14 protein-coding genes are annotated in these 18,271 nt (G+C 33.0%); 6 read left to right on the forward strand and 8 right to left on the reverse strand.

Annotated elements, in window-relative coordinates; genetic code table 11:
• The first annotated feature begins 99 nt into the window (after window positions 1-99).
• The 6 genes from H3T54_RS04455 (at window position 100) to gyrB (ending at window position 8,504) form a co-directional block, all read left to right on the forward strand.
• Window positions 100-1,008 (forward strand): recombination-associated protein RdgC, encoded by a 909-nt coding sequence (locus H3T54_RS04455; protein WP_198221180.1) that lies wholly within the window; start codon window positions 100-102, stop codon window positions 1,006-1,008.
• Between the two features lie 188 nt (window positions 1,009-1,196).
• Window positions 1,197-2,291, forward strand: coding sequence for a porin OmpA (ompA, locus tag H3T54_RS04460; RefSeq protein WP_198201635.1), 1,095 nt, complete (start codon window positions 1,197-1,199; stop codon window positions 2,289-2,291).
• A gap of 165 nt (window positions 2,292-2,456) precedes the next feature.
• Window positions 2,457-3,815: a chromosomal replication initiator protein DnaA gene (dnaA, locus tag H3T54_RS04465; RefSeq protein WP_198221182.1), complete on the forward strand. Its 1,359-nt coding sequence runs from the start codon at window positions 2,457-2,459 to the stop codon at window positions 3,813-3,815.
• A 15-nt stretch (window positions 3,816-3,830) separates the two neighbouring features.
• On the forward strand, window positions 3,831-4,934 hold the full coding sequence (gene dnaN / locus H3T54_RS04470; protein ID WP_198201637.1) for a DNA polymerase III subunit beta: 1,104 nt from the start codon (window positions 3,831-3,833) through the stop codon (window positions 4,932-4,934).
• Window positions 4,935-4,979: 45 nt separating this feature from the next.
• On the forward strand, window positions 4,980-6,050 hold the full coding sequence (gene recF, locus H3T54_RS04475) for a DNA replication/repair protein RecF (RefSeq protein WP_198221184.1): 1,071 nt from the start codon (window positions 4,980-4,982) through the stop codon (window positions 6,048-6,050).
• 42 nt (window positions 6,051-6,092) lie between these two features.
• Window positions 6,093-8,504 carry a DNA topoisomerase (ATP-hydrolyzing) subunit B gene (gene gyrB / locus H3T54_RS04480; protein WP_110447014.1) on the forward strand — a complete coding sequence of 804 codons (2,412 nt, stop codon included), beginning with the start codon at window positions 6,093-6,095 and terminating at the stop codon, window positions 8,502-8,504.
• A 136-nt stretch (window positions 8,505-8,640) separates the two neighbouring features.
• Here gyrB and H3T54_RS04485 read toward each other — a convergent pair whose 3' ends face one another.
• From H3T54_RS04485 to H3T54_RS04520, 8 genes are all read right to left on the reverse strand, one after another.
• Complete coding sequence (locus H3T54_RS04485; RefSeq protein ID WP_198221186.1) at window positions 8,641-10,128, reverse strand: VWA domain-containing protein; 1,488 nt, start codon at window positions 10,126-10,128, stop codon at window positions 8,641-8,643.
• 102 nt (window positions 10,129-10,230) lie between these two features.
• Entirely contained in the window at window positions 10,231-11,598 is a 1,368-nt protein-coding gene (locus H3T54_RS04490) for a VWA domain-containing protein (RefSeq protein ID WP_198221188.1), read from the reverse strand.
• Between the two features lie 7 nt (window positions 11,599-11,605).
• Entirely contained in the window at window positions 11,606-12,097 is a 492-nt protein-coding gene (locus H3T54_RS04495; RefSeq protein WP_110447011.1) for a hypothetical protein, read from the reverse strand.
• A 2-nt stretch (window positions 12,098-12,099) separates the two neighbouring features.
• Window positions 12,100-12,789 carry a hypothetical protein gene (locus tag H3T54_RS04500; protein ID WP_086361445.1) on the reverse strand — a complete coding sequence of 230 codons (690 nt, stop codon included), beginning with the start codon at window positions 12,787-12,789 and terminating at the stop codon, window positions 12,100-12,102.
• A gap of 2 nt (window positions 12,790-12,791) precedes the next feature.
• Window positions 12,792-14,363 (reverse strand): SUMF1/EgtB/PvdO family nonheme iron enzyme, encoded by a 1,572-nt coding sequence (locus H3T54_RS04505; RefSeq protein WP_198221190.1) that lies wholly within the window; start codon window positions 14,361-14,363, stop codon window positions 12,792-12,794.
• Window positions 14,353-15,576, reverse strand: a complete 1,224-nt coding sequence (locus H3T54_RS04510; RefSeq protein WP_198221192.1) for an ABC transporter permease — start codon at window positions 15,574-15,576, stop codon at window positions 14,353-14,355. Before H3T54_RS04510 ends, H3T54_RS04505 begins: the two co-directional genes overlap by 11 nt.
• Window positions 15,577-15,579: 3 nt before the next feature.
• A complete protein-coding gene (locus H3T54_RS04515; RefSeq protein ID WP_110447008.1) occupies window positions 15,580-16,296 on the reverse strand; it encodes an ABC transporter ATP-binding protein in 717 nt (238 codons plus the stop codon).
• A 3-nt stretch (window positions 16,297-16,299) separates the two neighbouring features.
• Window positions 16,300-18,261 carry a vWA domain-containing protein gene (locus H3T54_RS04520; RefSeq protein ID WP_198221194.1) on the reverse strand — a complete coding sequence of 654 codons (1,962 nt, stop codon included), beginning with the start codon at window positions 18,259-18,261 and terminating at the stop codon, window positions 16,300-16,302.
• Between the last annotated feature and the right edge of the window lie 10 nt (window positions 18,262-18,271).

Raw genomic sequence — 18,271 nt, forward strand, 5'->3', positions numbered from 1 at the left:
ATTACTAAGGCGATAATAAATCATCGTCTATGAAATTTTTATTATAAATCGTTATGATAAAATAAACTTCATAAAGCAAATTTTTGGAAATATAACACTATGCTTTGGTTTAAAAACGCAATTATTTACCAACTTAATAATGACAATTTACTTAATAAACAAACTATTGAACAAGCGCTTAAATCGGCTTCATTTTCGCCGTGCGGTAATTTAGATACCACTAAGATGGGATGGGTTTCGCCTTATAATGATAATAACTTAGATGATTTCATTATTGATATGCAAGGACATTTACTGTTACGGATTAAAAAAGAAACTAAAATATTACCCGCGCCAGTAATTAAACAAGCACTTATTGATAAAATTGACAAACAAGAGAAAGCATTAAGTCGAAAACTCAGCAAAAATGAAAAAGCGACATTAAAAGATGAGGTGATGATCGATTTAATGCCTAGAGCATTTAGTAAATATAACCATTATTGGTTATGGATCGATACTGAAAATAAAAGAATTATTATTGATTGTAGTAGTTTTAAACTAGCTGAAGATATTTTAGCAATCTTACGTAAAGAGCTAGGATCTTTAGCATTAACTCCATTATCAATTGATAAACCACTTGAAAAGATAATGACTACTTGGGTTAAAGAAAAGTTAAATTTTCCTCCTTTTATATTAGGTGATGAAGCTGAATTAAAAGATCCACTTGAAGGTAATGGAATTATTAACTGCAAAAAACAAGATATCACTAGTGACGAAATGTTAGTTCACTTAGATTCTGGTAAGTGGGTAACTAAACTTAAAATTATTGATGAACGTGGTATCAATTTTATTATCAACCCAGACTTAACATTGAAAAAAGTAAAATTTGATTCTATTATAATGGACGAAAATGAAGATATTGGTTCTGATGAGTTTGATAAACGACTCGAAGCGGATTTTTGCATTATGGCCAATACGTTATCTAACTCTATAAATGATTTATATATTACAATTAATAAAATTAATTAATGCAATTTAAGCTATTTAATTTATACAATGTAAAATTATTCTATCTAGCTTTGCGCAATTTATGTGCTATAATTAATGTTAGATTATGTGTAACATAATTATTAGTAATATCTATTTATAAGAAGTAAATTTAAATAATAAAATCAAATTAAACAACGTCTATAACAACAAATAAGTTGAGGCAAAAAATGAAAAAAACAACTCTAGCTCTAGCAATTGCAGTTGCAAGTTTAACCGCTACTGCCGCTAATGCAGCATATGAAGACAACACTTTTTATACAGGTGCTAAATTAGGTTGGTCAGAACTTTATAAATTAGATGCAAAAAAAGTTCGTGCTTTTGATGATGTCAGCATTAAAACTTCTAATCGCAGTAATATTGCTGGCGGTGCATTCTTAGGTTTTCAAGCTAATCCTTACTTAGCATTTGAATTAGGTTATGACTGGTTAGGTTCTGCAAAATATAAAAGAACTGACCTATATGATCATAGCAAAGCAGGTAATAGCAAAATTTCAGCTCAAGGCGTTTCTTTAACTGGTAAATTAAGCTATCCATTATCATTTATCTCTGACGATTTAGATATCTATGGCCGCGCGGGTGGAATGGTAACTATTGCTAAATGGAAAAATGGTGGTGATGTTAAAGAAGCATACGGTAAAGGCGGAACAAAAACAGATTTATCACCTGTTTATGCTTTAGGTCTTGATTATCGTTTTGCTGAAAACTTCTCAACTCGTTTAGAATATCAATATGTTCAACATATTCATACTAAAACTGATGCATCTCCAGACGCAGGTACTGTGAGCTTAGGTATCACTTACCGTTTAGGTTCACCAGCGGTTGCAGCTCCTGTTGAAATCAAAACTGAAGTAAACCGTTATGTTTTAAATGAAGATGTGTTATTTGCTTATGCAAAAGCTGACTTAAAAGCAGAAGGTCGCCAAGCACTTGATAACTTATTAGCAACGCTTGTTAAAATTAACCCATCTCAAAGTGCTATCGTAGTAATTGGTCATACTGACCGTATTGGTTCAGATAACTACAACCAAAAACTATCAGAACGTCGAGCTCAAACTGTATTAAACTACTTAGTACAAAAAGGTGTGCCTGCTGAAATTATCACTTCACGTGGTATGGGTAAATCACAACCAGTTACTGGTACTAAATGTAATGCACTTCGTGGCGCTAACTTAAAAGCATGTTTAGCACCAGATCGTCGCGTTGAAATTGAAGTTAAAGCACGTAACGTTCAAGAAGTTCAAGTAATTGATCAAACAAAATAATAATTGTTGATTAATGATATCTCCTAAAACCCAGCTTTAAGCTGGGTTTTCTATTTATATATTTTGTTAATTAATAAATTATATCTTGCTTTTAAGCTATAAATTATCCACAAAAAAGATTATAATCAACACAATATTGTTAGTATCCTAGTTAAAGGAGTAGCCGTGCCTACTGCGATTTGGCAAGATTGTCTTTCTCAATTACAAGAAGCCCTTCCAACAACAGAATTCAACTTGTGGATTCGCCCGTTGCAAGCAGAAATGATTGAGAATAAACTATATATTTATGCGCCTAATAGATTTGTATTAGATTGGGTCAAAAATAAATATTTAACGACTATTTCACAGTTATTGAACACACTTTTAGGTAATGATTCATTAAAATTATACCTTGAAGTCGGCTCCACTCTATCTGTAGAAAAAAAATCCGAAGTTAACCAATCTAAATCTGACGTTATTCCTGCTTGGAAAACAACCAAAGAAAGCAATAATAACCATACTTACTATTCGGGAATTAATCATAAACATACGTTTAATAGTTTTGTTGAAGGTAAATCTAACCAACTAGCTGTAGCAGCAGCTAAACAAGTAGCGGAAAATCCAGGAAAAGCTTATAACCCATTATTTTTATATGGTTCAACCGGTTTAGGTAAAACCCATTTATTACATGCAGTTGGTAATGGGATTATGGCAGGTAAAGCCAATGCCAAAGTGGTTTATATGCACTCTGAACGTTTTGTGCAAGACATGGTAAAAGCACTACAAAATAATGCTATTGAAGAATTCAAAAATTATTATCGTTCTGTTGATGCTCTGCTTATTGACGATATACAATTTTTTGCTAATAAAGAACGATCTCAGGAAGAATTTTTTCATACTTTCAACTCATTATTAGAAGGTAATCAACAAATTATCTTAACTTCTGATCGTTATCCAAAAGAAATTAATGGCGTTGAAGATCGTTTAAAATCAAGATTTGGCTGGGGTTTAACCATTGCTATCGAGCCGCCGGAGCTGGAAACTCGCGTTGCTATTCTAATGAAAAAAGCAGAAGAAAATAATATAAAACTACCTGAAGAGGTAGCATTTTTCATTGCTAAACGCTTACGTTCAAATGTACGTGAATTAGAAGGAGCATTGAATCGAGTGATTGCCAATGCCAATTTTACAGGTAAATCTATCACTATTGATTTTGTGAAAGATGCTTTGAAAGATTTACTTGCCTTGCAAGAAAAATTGATTACTATTGAAAATATTCAAAAAACGGTTGCTGAATATTATAAAATCAAAGTTTCTGATTTATTATCAAAACGTCGCTCCCGTTCAGTTGCAAGACCAAGACAGGTCGCGATGGCGTTAGCAAAAGAGTTGACGAATAAGAGCCTCCCAGAGATTGGAGATGGTTTCGGCGGTAGAGATCATACAACTGTATTACATGCATGCCGAAAAATTGCAGAATTGAAAGAAGAAAGCAATGATATTAAAGAGGATTATTCCAATTTAATTAGAACATTATCAACTTAAAAAAGAATTAACACTATGAAATTTATTATAGATCGTGAAAAACTTATTAAGCCCTTACAGCTTGTTAGCGCACCGTTAAGCAGTCGCCCTACTTTACCTATTTTAGGTAATTTATTATTACAAGTCATCGATAATACACTATCTATGACCGGAACCGATTTAGAGATAGAGATGATATCCCATCTTCCTTTAACCGAACCTTGTGAGCCTGGGGCAACAACAGTTCCGGCAAGAAAGTTCCTCGATATTTGCCGAAATCTGCCAAGTAATGCCCAAATTTCGATAAGCGTTGACGATAATCGATTAATCATTCAATCTGGGCGTAGTAAATTTTCCTTAGCCACATTACCGGCTACAGATTTTCCTAATTTAGAAAATTGGCAAAGTGATGTTGATCTATCTATACCACAAAAGACAATCAAACGACTTATTGATGCAGTCCAATTTTCAATGGCTAATCAAGATGTCAGATATTATTTAAATGGTATGCTATTTGAGATCGAAGATGGATTATTAAAAACCGTTGCGACAGATGGTCACCGTTTAGCTGTGTGTGCTCAACCCGTAGGTCAAAATATCTCTGAATCCTGTTCAGTTATTTTACCTAGAAAAGGGGTAATAGAACTAGCTAAACTGGTTAGTGACAACGATGAACTGGTAAATATGCAGATTGGTAATAATAATTTGCGTGTTAATCTTGGTGATTTTACCTTTACCTCAAAACTTATTGATGGAAGATTTCCTGATTATAAACGTGTAATGCCGCGTAATCCGGATAAACCACTTGAAGTTTCATGCGAAGAACTTAGAAATGCGTTATCACGAGTGGCAATTCTTTCAAACGAAAAATTCCGCGGTATAAGATTATATGTACATAATAACCAAATAAAAATCACAGCAAATAATCCTGAACAAGAAGAAGCGGAAGAAGTGATTGATGTAAAATATGAATCACAAGAGCTTGAAATTGGCTTTAATGTGACTTATTTATTAGATATATTAAACACATTAAAATGTGATAGTGTACAATTATTATTAACGGATGCAACATCCAGTGTGCAAATTGAAGATATCAATAATCAATCAGCTACTTATGTTGTTATGCCAATGCGCTTATAATAACTATCTATCAAACTTCCGGTTTCGGCCGGAAACTTTACCAACATGACTCTTTCACAAATCAAAATCCATAATTTTCGAAACATTGATTACGCTGAATTATCATTATCAAATCATTTCAACTATATAGTTGGTGATAATGGTAGTGGAAAAACTAGTCTACTTGAGGCTATTTATATGCTCGGCCATGGCCGTGCATTTAGACATATTCAATCGAATAGGATCATACAACATGAAAAGCCTCAGTTAGTTTTATTCAGCCAAATAGAGTCATCGCAACAAATTCGTACAATAGGATTATCAAAAACAAGAAATAATGATAATACGATAAAAATTGACGGTGATGAGGGATTTCGATTAACTGACTTGGCTAAGCTATTACCTATTCAACTAATTACTCCAGAAGGATTTGATTTACTTACTGGAGGTCCAAAATATCGTCGAGCGTTTATAGACTGGGGATGTTTTCATCATTACCCAGAATTTGTATCATTATGGAACAATTTAAAACGGTTATTTAAACAAAGAAATGCATTATTAAAACAATCGTCTAACTATAATCAATTATTACCTTGGGATAAAGAACTAATACCAATTGCCGAAAAAATCAGTCAAATTAGAGCTGATTATAGTCAAAATATATTTCCGCAAATTATAGAAACTTGTCGGAATTTTTTACCTGAGTATCAACTTAATTGCCAATATTATCAAGGCTGGGAATATGGGGTGAATTATTCTGATATTTTATATAGACAATTTGAGAGAGATAAATTCATTAACTATACCTCATTAGGCCCACATAAAGCCGATATAAAATTACGTATAGATAATATTTCAGTTGAAGATCTACTCTCTCGTGGACAACTAAAATTACTTATGTGTGCATTACGTTTATCACAAGGTGAATATTTTTCAGAAAAAACTGGATTATCATGTATTTATTTAATAGATGACTTTGCTTCTGAACTTGATAAAAATAAACGTAATCTATTAGCCAAACGATTAAAATCAGCTAAATCTCAAGTTTTTATTACAGCGGTTAATCAAGAGCAAATTACCCATATGATCGATGAAAATGATAAGATTTTTCACATAAAATCTGGTATAATTTCTTAAATATATAGAATGATATAAATAATTAAACAAGTCGAGAAATCCATGTCTAACTCTTATGATTCTTCAAGCATTAAAGTACTTAAAGGACTTGATGCGGTTCGAAAACGTCCAGGAATGTATATTGGTGATACTGATGATGGTACAGGCCTTCATCATATGGTTTTTGAAGTGGTAGATAATGCCATTGATGAAGCATTAGCGGGTTATTGTCACCATATTGAAGTTACTATCCATCCTGATAATTCTGTTTCAGTACGAGATGATGGTCGAGGAATACCTACCGGCATCCATGAAGAAGAAGGTATTTCTGCTGCAGAAGTTATTATGACCGTTTTACATGCCGGAGGTAAATTTGATGATAACTCATATAAAGTTTCTGGTGGTTTACATGGTGTTGGTGTCTCGGTTGTAAATGCATTATCGGATAAATTAGAATTAGTTATTTACCGTGAAGGTAAAATTCATAAACAGACTTATCATTTAGGTGTACCAGAAGAACCGCTAAAAGTAATTGGTGAAACAACCGAATCTGGTACTTATGTTCGCTTCTGGCCAAGCCCAGAAACTTTTTCTAATATCGAGTTTGTCTACGATCATTTAGCTAAAAGATTACGTGAATTATCATTTTTAAATTCTGGTGTTTCAATAAAACTTACAGATGAAAGAACCGGTAAAAGTGAACACTACCATTATGAAGGTGGTATTCAAGCATTTGTTGAATATTTAAATAAAAATAAAAATCCAATCCATCCGAAGATTTTTTATTTTAGTACTGAGAAAGATAATATTGGTGTCGAAGTTGCTTTACAATGGAACGACGGCTATCAAGAAAATATCTATTGTTTTACCAATAATATTCCTCAACGTGATGGCGGTACCCACTTAGCTGGCTTCCGTGGAGCAATGACGCGTACATTAAATAACTACATGGAAGCTGAAGGATATAGCAAAAAAGCTAAAATCAGTGCTACTGGTGATGATGCACGTGAAGGACTAATTGCAGTAGTATCAGTAAAAGTACCAGATCCTAAATTTTCATCACAAACCAAAGATAAATTGGTTTCGTCTGAAGTAAAATCAGCAGTTGAATCAGTAATGGGTGAAAAATTAGCCGAGTATTTACTGGAAAATCCATCGGATGCCAAAATTGTGGTTGGCAAAATTATTGATGCTGCTAGAGCTCGCGAAGCAGCACGAAAAGCGCGAGAAATGACACGCCGTAAGGGTGCTTTAGATTTAGGTGGCTTACCAGGTAAACTTGCTGACTGTCAGGAAAAAGACCCAGCTTTATCAGAACTTTACTTAGTGGAAGGGGACTCTGCGGGTGGTTCTGCAAAACAGGGACGTAACCGCAGGAATCAAGCAATTTTACCTTTAAAAGGTAAAATCCTTAATGTTGAAAAAGCCCGTTTTGACAAAATGCTTTCGTCTCAAGAAGTTGCAACTTTAATTACTGCTTTAGGTTGTGGTATTGGTCGTGATGAATATAATCCAGATAAAATGCGTTATCACAGCATTATCATCATGACTGATGCGGATGTGGATGGTTCACATATTAGAACTTTATTGTTAACCTTCTTCTACCGTCAGATGCCTGAAATTATTGAACGAGGTTATGTTTATATTGCACAACCACCACTTTATAAAGTTAAAAAAGGCAAACAAGAACAATATATTAAAGATGATGATGCAATGACTCAATTCCAAATTGCTCTAGCTTTGGAAGATGCATCACTACATGTTAATGATCATGCCCCTGCTTTAGCCGGTGAAGCTTTAGAAAAATTAATTGCTGAATACCAAAAAGTTGAAAAACTAATTACTAAAATGGAACGTCGCTATCCTCGAGCATTGTTATCAGAATTAGTCTATCAAGAAGTATTAGATGAAGATATTTTAAAAGACCAACAAAAATCTGAATACTGGGCAAAATCAATTGTTGAAAAATTATCAAATAAAGAACAACACGGCAGTAGCTACCATTATAGTGCGGATTACAATGAAAAAGCAGAGTTATATATACCTGTAATCAAAGTAAGAACACATGGAGTTGATACCAGTTATGCTTTAGATCAAGTATTTATTCATAGTAATGAATATCGAAATATTTGCCATTTAGGCTCACAATTGAAAGATTTACTTGAAGAAAGTGCATTTATACAACGAGGCGAACGAAAACAACCAGTGAGCTCATTTGAAGAGGCTGTTGATTGGTTAATTCGAGAATCTCGCCGTGGATTAACAATCCAACGTTATAAAGGTTTAGGAGAAATGAACCCCGAACAATTATGGGAAACAACCATGGATCCAACCAGTCGTCGTATGTTGCAAGTTACCATTAAAGATGCAATTGAAGCAGATCAATTGTTTACCACATTGATGGGAGATGAAGTCGAACCTCGCCGACTATTTATTGAGGAAAATGCATTAAAAGCAGCTAACTTAGACTTTTAATAACGATTATTTAATCAATAAAAACCAGACTTTACGTCTGGTTTTTTTACTATTTTTATTAATTATTTTTCTTAAAGATAGCTATTGAGTAAAATCTAGTACTAATCATTTGGTATTATCAATTTTATTTATCTGTTTACTGACAAACAGGACGATTAATTTTTAAATCAGATACCGCTTTATTCATCTGTCTAATCATATCCTTAGGACTTTGTGCGATATAAACTTTGCCTCGAGTAGCATTAGCTACACAATCTATTTTATGTTCACCCGCTATATCAACGATATTTATCTTGAGTCGAGGTTTTTGAGCTGCAATATAATTAGCTAGAGTACAAATATTACTTCTTGTGCAGTTATCATCGCCATCACTAATTATAAGGATATAATCATCTCGTTTTACACCATCAAGCATTTTACTTGCTTTCTCTAATCCACTATAAAGTGGTGTACCTCCGCCACCAGCTGCACTTGGTGTTAATCGATTAATTTTACTTTTTAAAGCGCCTCTGCCGGAATAATTATAAAATGGTGTTGTATCTGCCGCTGAACAACTATTTAATGCCACTAATGCTATATTAATATTTTGTTGAATTTTATCGATACTAGTCAATGCTACTTTTTTACTGGTTGATAAACGAGTCGGTAGTCGAGACATCCTTTTTTCATACGCAATTCTTTCTGATGCAGGCATATAGCTAGGGTAGCCATGGGTTAAATAATTAAAATATTGCTGAACTTGTGAAGGAGGCTCTGCTAATGTTACCGTCATGGATAAAGAATTATCAAAGATCAACGCCATTTTGGATGGATTAGAATTTTTTACCAATTCTTCCTTAGTAATACAATTTGGTGGATTTTTTACTTTTGGCGCTGGTGGTTTAGGTTCTGATTTGCTAACCGACTCTGGTGTTGGGTCAGGTACAACTACAGGTTGTGGCTCTGAAACCTGTGGTTCTGGTTTTAATTCAGGTTTAGGTTTAATGACAAGTTCTGGTTGTTTTGCAAATTCAACGGTTAGTTCCGTTTTTTTCGGTTCAATTGGTTGTGTAATCGCTGGTTCGACGATTGGTTCCACCTTGCTAGTCTTTTTGAAAGGATTAAAAAAGAACCATATCAAACCTAAAATTAATAATAAAAGTAAAACTAAAATTAAGGTATACCACCATCGCCAAAAACTTTTTGGTGCGACAATTGGCGGTTCAGGTAATACAATTGGCTCAAAAGTATCAATAATAACTGGTTCATTATTAATTACATAAATTTGATTATTTGGATTTTTAATTCTTGATAACCATGAAGACACTAAAGCTTTTTGTTGATGATCTAAGGGAATTAATTTGACTGTAGTCTCAATATCATTGATTCGAGTATGTAAGGCGTCTTCAATTACTGCTTTTTGCGACGAGTCACTTATATCATTAAGCAATACAGGTTGGCCTTCAAGATCAGTATACCAGGCAATATATTGGTTGTTTTCTATTAATCTTGATGAAGCAAAAATTGAAAATGTTCTTGCGGTCAAATGAGGTTTAAGTATTGAAAGTAAAGAATTATACTGTTCCAGTAACTGCATCTTGTCTATGTTACTATGATCAAAAGCAATACGAGTTATTCTTTGCATCTCTCAACTTATTCCTTGTTAATTAAAAAGTCTTTATAAAAGTCTATTAGTTAGCTAAATATTTAATTTATAAATTGTCAATTAAATCAAAATTATTATATCTTATTTACAAATAGGTTTACTAATATTCATATCTGAAACGGCATTACTCATTTGTTTAATAAGCTCGGTTGGATTTTGAGCTATATAAACGTTACCGCCAGTGCTTTTTGCTACACAATCTATTTTATGCTGTCCAGCAATATCAACAATATTAATTTTTAAACGAGGTTGCGCTGTGGCTATTTCATTAGCAAGAGTACATATATTACTTTTAGTACAATTATCCTCACCATCACTAATAATTAATATATAATCATCACGATTAATACCATCAAGCATTTTACTTGCCTGTATAACACCACTATATAATGGCGTCGCACTATTATATTCTAATGGCTGCAACCGTTTAATTTTACTTTTTAATTTTTCTCTATCTTCATAAGGATAGAATGATGTAGTTTGTGCAGCCGGACAACTTGTTAACGTGACAAGAGAAATATCTATATTTTGCTGTATTTTATCAATACTGGTTAATGCTACTTCTTTACTACTTGATAAACGATTAGGTAATCTGGTCATTTTTCTTTCATAAGCTTCGGCTTCTTTTTCTGTCATCGAATAAAAATTACTTTTTAAATATTTATCGATACTTTCTTGTGATTCCATCAAGGTTAAAGTCATTGAGGCTGAATTATCAAATATTATCACCATTTTAGAAGCCGATATCTTATTAGTAGCTTCTTCTTTAGTTATACAATTCTTAACTTCTGTTACAGTTTCGTTTTTTGGTTCTAAAACATTAGTTTGTTTAACTACTGGGGTTGATTCAACTCTATTTTTCTCTGTATTTTGTGCCATTATTGATGGAGAATCTGATGCTTTTTCTTTGCCATAAGGACAAAAAAAGAACCAAATAAAACCAAGCAATACAATTAAAAACAGTGCGAGTAATAAAAAATACCACCAACGCCAAAATGATTTTGATGTAGGTGGTATTGCTGTAGGTTCAGGTAAAATCGGAGCTTTAAATGAATTAACAATAACAGGTTCATCATTAATTACATAAATGGTATTTCCTGAGTTTTTTATTCTCGGTAACCATGCAGATATTAAAGCTTGTTCCTCTCTTGTCAATGACATTGATTTGATTACGAGTTCAAGGTCATTAATTCGTGTATTCAGCGTTTTTTCTATCTGTTTTTTATGTTCTTCATTTTCAATATCATTGAGTAAAATAGGTTGCCCTTCTAAATTACTATACCAACCAATATATTGATTATTATCAATTAACTTTGGCTGACCTAAAATTGAAAATGTTCGCTCAGTTAAATTATTCTTTAGCAATACTAACAAAGAATTATATTCTTTTAACAAAGAAATCTTATCAGATTCACCCTGATCAAATATAACTCTTGTTATACGTTGCATTGCTAAATTATTTACCTAAATTTAAAGCTTTTTGTAGCTGTTGAAGTTTTTTATTTAACTTATCTAATTCAACTTGTTTTTCAAGTTCAGATGAATTGGAATTGTTAACTTTCTTCAACTGTTGCTCAATATCATTAACTTGTGCTTGTAAATCATCACGATTTTTAGCCTTTTGTTTTACTTCATTAGTTAATTGAGTCAATTCTTTTTTTAACTTTTGCAACTGTGCTTGCTTTTGTTTAACACTTGATGAAGTCGAATTTTTTTGTCTTTCAATCGTTGCATAAATTTCTCTGAATTGTGCATTAGCTCGTTTTTCATTCTCTAAAATTTGCTCTTTTTTATCAATACGAGCTTGATAGTTACCTGAATAATTGCAGCTAATTTTATCCATAATACCTATGTTAGTATTAGTTGGGTCACATTGTTCTGGCGTTGTCGAACACCCAGTTATAAGTAACAATGGACTAAGTAAAAATAGAACAGATATCTTTTTCATAATTAGCTTACCCTTACAGCTGAACGTTGTTGAGTAACAAGATTAATTTGTTTTTCAAGTACCGCAATTTGTTTATGTAACTGATTAATTTCTTTATCAAGTTTTGACACATTTACACCCGATTGTCGTTCTTGTGATGAAATTGAAACCCAATCATTTTCAACTTTTTTCATGCGTGATAATTTATCTTTCAAATAAGCAATATTGGCGTCTATTTGAGTCAGATCTTTTTGGGCCTGTGTTTTAGTAACGGATTGAGAATTAATTTGTTTATTTAATGATTTTAATGTTGCCAAGTTTTTATCTAAAACAGCTTTTGCACTTTCAGTAACTGCTTGGACTTCATAAGTATTTTGCTGAACATCTTGAATATAAACATCAAGTCGCATTTCAGCATCAGCATATTCAGCTCGTTTATTATCAAGATAATAATTGGCCCCCATCATTACACCACAACCAACCGCCGCTGAGGCAAGACATGTGCCAGTTTTACCGCCCAATAATACACAACCAATACCACCGATACCAGCCCCTATAGCACAAGACTGCCATGCTGATTTACTAAAAAATTTGGCACTATTACTTTTGCTTAAAGCTGGATCAACATCTTTTGAACTTGCACCACCTGATGCTTGGCAACCTGATAGAATCAGTGAGATACACAAGGTCATTGTTACTATTAATTTATTCATTATTACTTTCCTTTTATTTCATTACACGTCTCAAGCCAATTTGCTCGGTCGATCTTCCCGGATTCAATATATTTATTAATATGTTTGAAATAGAGTTTTAAGTAATCGCTCATGTTGGCTTTACCACTATTTTCAAGTATAAATTGCGTAGGCTTAGATTGATTGTTAATGGTATCCTTCTCATAATTTGTTGCAGTATTTACAATAGTATCTGAATAATATTTTAATATAAAATCACGGGCATTTTTAGATTCATTTAGGACATTTTTTAAATCATTTAGCTTCACTTTGGAACACATATTATCTTCATTCAATGTTTCTATTTCATTTGGATCACATACCTCATTAGTCATTATTTCAAATAAATTATTGTTATATTCAAATTTAGCATTCAAATCGGAAACATTAGCACATAAAAAAGCACCTAATTGTAAAGCTGATTGAATAGAGCGATCTCTCTGTTCATCACGAGCTTGATTAGCGCTACGTAAAAGAGCATTAAGTTGATTTAATTCTTTTTTAGTTTTTTCATCATCAACTTGCTTGGTAATTTTTTCCAGCTCGCTAACCACATTATCATCTTTTGAAAGACCCGCTTGGTTACCCAGTTCATTCCATTCTTTGTCCAGTTCTTTTACTAGATCATTCGACTGCATAACTTCAGTTGTATAAACTAACCGAAATCCAACATCTTTGCTTCTATAAGCACTTTGAAGATCATAGTAAGGTTTTTCTATTTTGAATGCAGTAGTTATCGATGCTTCTGGCGTTAAATAACTTCCACCGCGAACAGTCATACCTCCTTGCTGACCATGATAACGATCTAGTTTATTCATGCGAAATGAATCGAACATCATTTCATTCGCATTACCCAAAATGTCGTAAAGACCAAGCGGATTAGCATCTAACCGACCAATAAGTTGCAGTTTACCATTGGCTGATTTTGCACCAGAAAACCAAGCATAATTTTCTAAACTATTCACCATAGGAAATTTTGATTCACGGAATTCTGATTCGCTAACTTTAGAACCACCTCTTGCCGCATATTCCCATTCAGTATTAGTTGGTAGACGAACATACCCTTTGGGTAAGTCTTTTGATCTATTTTTTGCTTGTTCAATTAGCCAACGATTATATTTATCAGTAAAAGCTACAGCATCAAACCAACTGATATCAGTAATAGGAAAAGCAAGATTAGTTTTGGCTGTTGGGCAATTATCATTCATAACTGATTGATACTGAAGAGCGGTAATTTCATATTTCCCAATAAGATAATATCTTTCTGCACCATCATCAGAAAAACTACCTGAGATATAATTAGGTGTTGCATACTCAGCGAAACCAAGTTCTTTTTGGTTATTACCTAAAACAATTTTAACATCATCCAATGGTTTACGTGTTGGTGTAAAAACTTTTTTCATCACCAAACTACCTTCACACGGCATAGGTAGAATAACATCATCATTGGCCGGTTTAGGATTATAAAATTTACTATCCCATGGCTGAGCATATCCCATACTAGGAATAAAACCGAAAATAATCCCAAAAAAAATAGGCTTAAACTTACGCTTCACGTAGACTCTCGGCGGGTTGAATATTGATAGCACCTCGTCCTCCTATCGCAACAACAACAAATGATATTAATAGTGTTAATATAAATGCGATAATGAAATGATAAAATTGTAATTGACTAACGATTGGTTGTGAAACTAAATTTTTACCTAAAACCAGATTAAATGCACAATTTCCTAATAAAAATAGCAAACATGATACGATAAAAGCTAAAAAGCTTAACGTCATTGCTTGTATCAGTAAATAGAGCATAACTTGCTTAGACTTAAATCCTATAAGCCTCATAAAAGCAATATCCTTACGTTTTCGCTCTATATTAGATAAAAATGAACCACTGAAAGATAATATACATCCAAAAATTGCCGTAATAGCAATCACACTAAAAATAAAACCTAAGACTCGATCAATAGCTTGCATATTTTCAATCGCATTAGCCTGAGTTCGCGTTTCTATATTTTTTTCACGCAATTTAAAGGCTAAAGGAGCAACATTATCAAGCGAATTAGCATAAATTCGAGCTCTTGCAAATGAGTTAGGGTAGGAAGAATCAGTTAAACCTGTTCCGGTTGGAAAAATTTCACTTTGATAACCATCATAAAAATGTTCCATTTCAATTAAAAGATCTAAACTTATAAAACCTGCTGCACGACTATAATACGCTTCAGGAATGATACCTATAACCTCTAATTCAGTTCTTCCTTTTTCCAATTTACCATCTAGTTGTCTAGTAATAACCATTTTTATTCGGTTACCAATTGCTGCTTGCATTTTCTCGGCCGCCAAAGAACTCAATAGAATTTGATTTTTATGAGGAAGATAAGGCATATCTTGAGTTATTGGATCACCTTTAGCGGTCGGAATAACTTCAGCATTATTAACAAAATGACTTGAATCATTAAGCAAATCAGCTTGTGTATTCAAAGAACGAGTAAGAGGAATAACAAATGCCGTCTCAGGTTGCTTTGCAATCCAATCGAACATCTGTTGATCAAGTTGTAGATTACCAACAATTTTTATCTCTAAATTTTGTGGATCATTAAGTAATTGATGGCGTAGCTGAGCGACAACACCATACTTCAAACTAAATAATAGCAACAATGGTGTAATGACTGATATTATAGATGCGATAATACAAAATGATACTTTCTTATCATAACATAAATCGGCTAATGATAACCGAATAATAAATCGCCATTTTGAGGTTACATTATCCATCTTCTATACCTTACTTGATAACGGTAAAAATTCTGATGATTGTGTAGAAGTTAATTTTGCCGATAAAGTAAACAATCCTTTATTTTCAATTTTCTGCCAATCATGAGTGACAATCATAGCCGCAATATTATCTTGCTGGGCTTGCTCTATAATTAGATCAAATAATAAATTAGCATTATAAGGATCAAGTGCGGAAGTTGGTTCATCAGCTAACAGTAACGCAGGTCTATGAATAATCGAACGAATGAAAGATGCTCGTTGTCTTTCACCTATTGATAACTGTTTAGGATATTTATTCAACAAATGACCTATATTCAATTTATCAATTAAGTAATCAAATCTGGTTGGTTCAATATTTTTTTGTAATAACTTCGCTGATAATAAAATATTATCTTTAATATTTAAAAAAGGTAATAATCCACCCGTTTGTAACATAAATCCCAAATATTTTGCGCGTATAGTCGCTAATTCATTTACATCATTGCGTTGAATCACATCAGCAATATCGTAATTTTGATTATCAACTATAAGATGATAATGGCTAATTTCATCAGGTTGAAGAATCATACCAATCATTTCGAGTAAAGTACTTTTACCACAACCACTATCACCTTTAATGACAACAACTTGACCGGCTTTAACCGAAAGCTCTGGTAGGCAAACTTTAAAAAAAGATTTGCCTATCGGTCTGGAAATTACCAGATTATTAATAGTTAACATTTTTTATGGCAACATTTCTAATGGTACAGGATAGACATTTTCGCGCGGATCACTACCTTCAGATAATGAAATCCAACGATCAACATCAGCATTACATTTTTGATAATAACGAACTTTACTATTTAGATTACGGATAAACTTTTCTTGTTCAATTCCACTCATACTCTTCCATGTTTCTTGATCAAGACCAGTTACATCACTTTTATAAGGAATATTATCTAAATACTCGCCAAGTAAACCTAAATCAGCAATCTTAGTGACAGAATCTGATTTTAATTTATTTGGATCTTGTCCCATTGCAGCAGCAACAGAACGTAGTTGTGAAAACATATCATCAGCTGAAATTAATCCATCATTAGCTGCATTAGCTATCTTAGTCACAATATCACTCAAATCACTTAATTGCGATTTAGTTAACAAAATTCGTGGTTCCGCAGTTGGAATAGTCGGTTTAACAAAATCTTTATCAGCAATCCATGCTTTAAAAACAGTTGGCGCTTTAGTTCCTTTAGTATCACCTAGATAAGCTAATTGCATCGCCTTACTCAATAGTAAAGCATCTTTTAACATATCGGCATCATCATCTTTAGCATTAAGCGCATTACCAACTGATGATTCCCCTTTATAAGCTAATTTAACTTGTTCTGATAAAGCTTGTGCTAATGAATCGACTTTCTTTCCAAATTCATTAACATCACCAGCATTAACGGGATAATACAATGATTTATGAATAAAATCGTTATAAGTCAAATCAGAATATTGGGCAGCTGCTACTTGATGATCCTTTTCACCACTCGGTGTTTTTAAATGTAAAGCATAAATTGCAACTCCTTTATGCTGTGCTTCAAGTCGCAACTGGGCTGCATCCATTCCGGTACTTGAAAGTTTATCATCACCTGGAATAGCACTTGCATCGGTAATCAAAATCATATATCGAGCACCAAAGCTATTCCAATTAATATCATTTAATGCTTGAGATACACCTGCATAAGAGTCCTCAGCAAAATAAGCGGTGGATACAGATGCTTGTTTGAGTGAAGCACTTAATTTTTTAAAATCATCTTTATTTTTTACTTTATTTGGATCTGCAAAAACTTTACTGACAAATTCTAATTTATCTGAGGCTTTTAAACTTGAGCGAAACGAAATCAAACCAAATTTAACCTGATCTTGTAAATGTTCTTTTTCAATATGTTGATAAACTCTTTCCACTGCTTCCTTGGTTCTAGAAATATAAGGATCCATTGAAATAGTTGAATCGATAACAAATACAATAGCTGCCTTAAATGGGGCAACTTGATTAGTATTATCATCAGCAGACTGATTAGTCGACTTGTTATTATTTTTAACAACTGTTTCTTGTTTACTAACCGAAGCAACCTCTAAAATTCTTTCATAAAAGCCTTGGCCATTCATTACCTCTTCCCCCTGTAAGATAGGTAATAAATAGAAATTACTTTTAAAATCAATAAATTCTTTAGGTTCTTGTGCCACCACTTGTGGTGTGGTTTTATTTTCTTTTAGTGCATCACGAATAGGTTTTATCAATGTTTCCGGTTTATCAGCATCAATAATTGTTGATAAAGAGGCTTTATCTTTGAAAAATAATAAAGGATCACGTTCAACAGGATTAGTAAAAACTAAAGTCAGTTGCATATTCCAAGCAACAGCACAGGAATTATTAATCCAACCAACAGTTTTACCATATGAATCAGGCCCCACATTCAACCATTCTTGATTATTTTCATTTTTCCGTTCATACACATAATAACGCGAAAAGGCAGGTACTGATTGACCAGTAGCATCATTAATATTTTTTTTTAACTCACAAGTTGGTGTACTCAAAACTCGCTGATAAAGTGTTGTTTTGCCGGCTTGCTTTAATGGTTCTAAAGCCGAACTAACCAAAGGTAAGCAAGTTAGGCTAAATCCGAAAATCAATGTTGAAATTACTGTTTTTTTCATACCTGCACCT

It is taken from the genome of Gilliamella sp. B14384G10 (assembly GCF_016101685.1).
In the GTDB taxonomy this organism is placed as follows: domain Bacteria; phylum Pseudomonadota; class Gammaproteobacteria; order Enterobacterales; family Orbaceae; genus Gilliamella; species Gilliamella apis_A.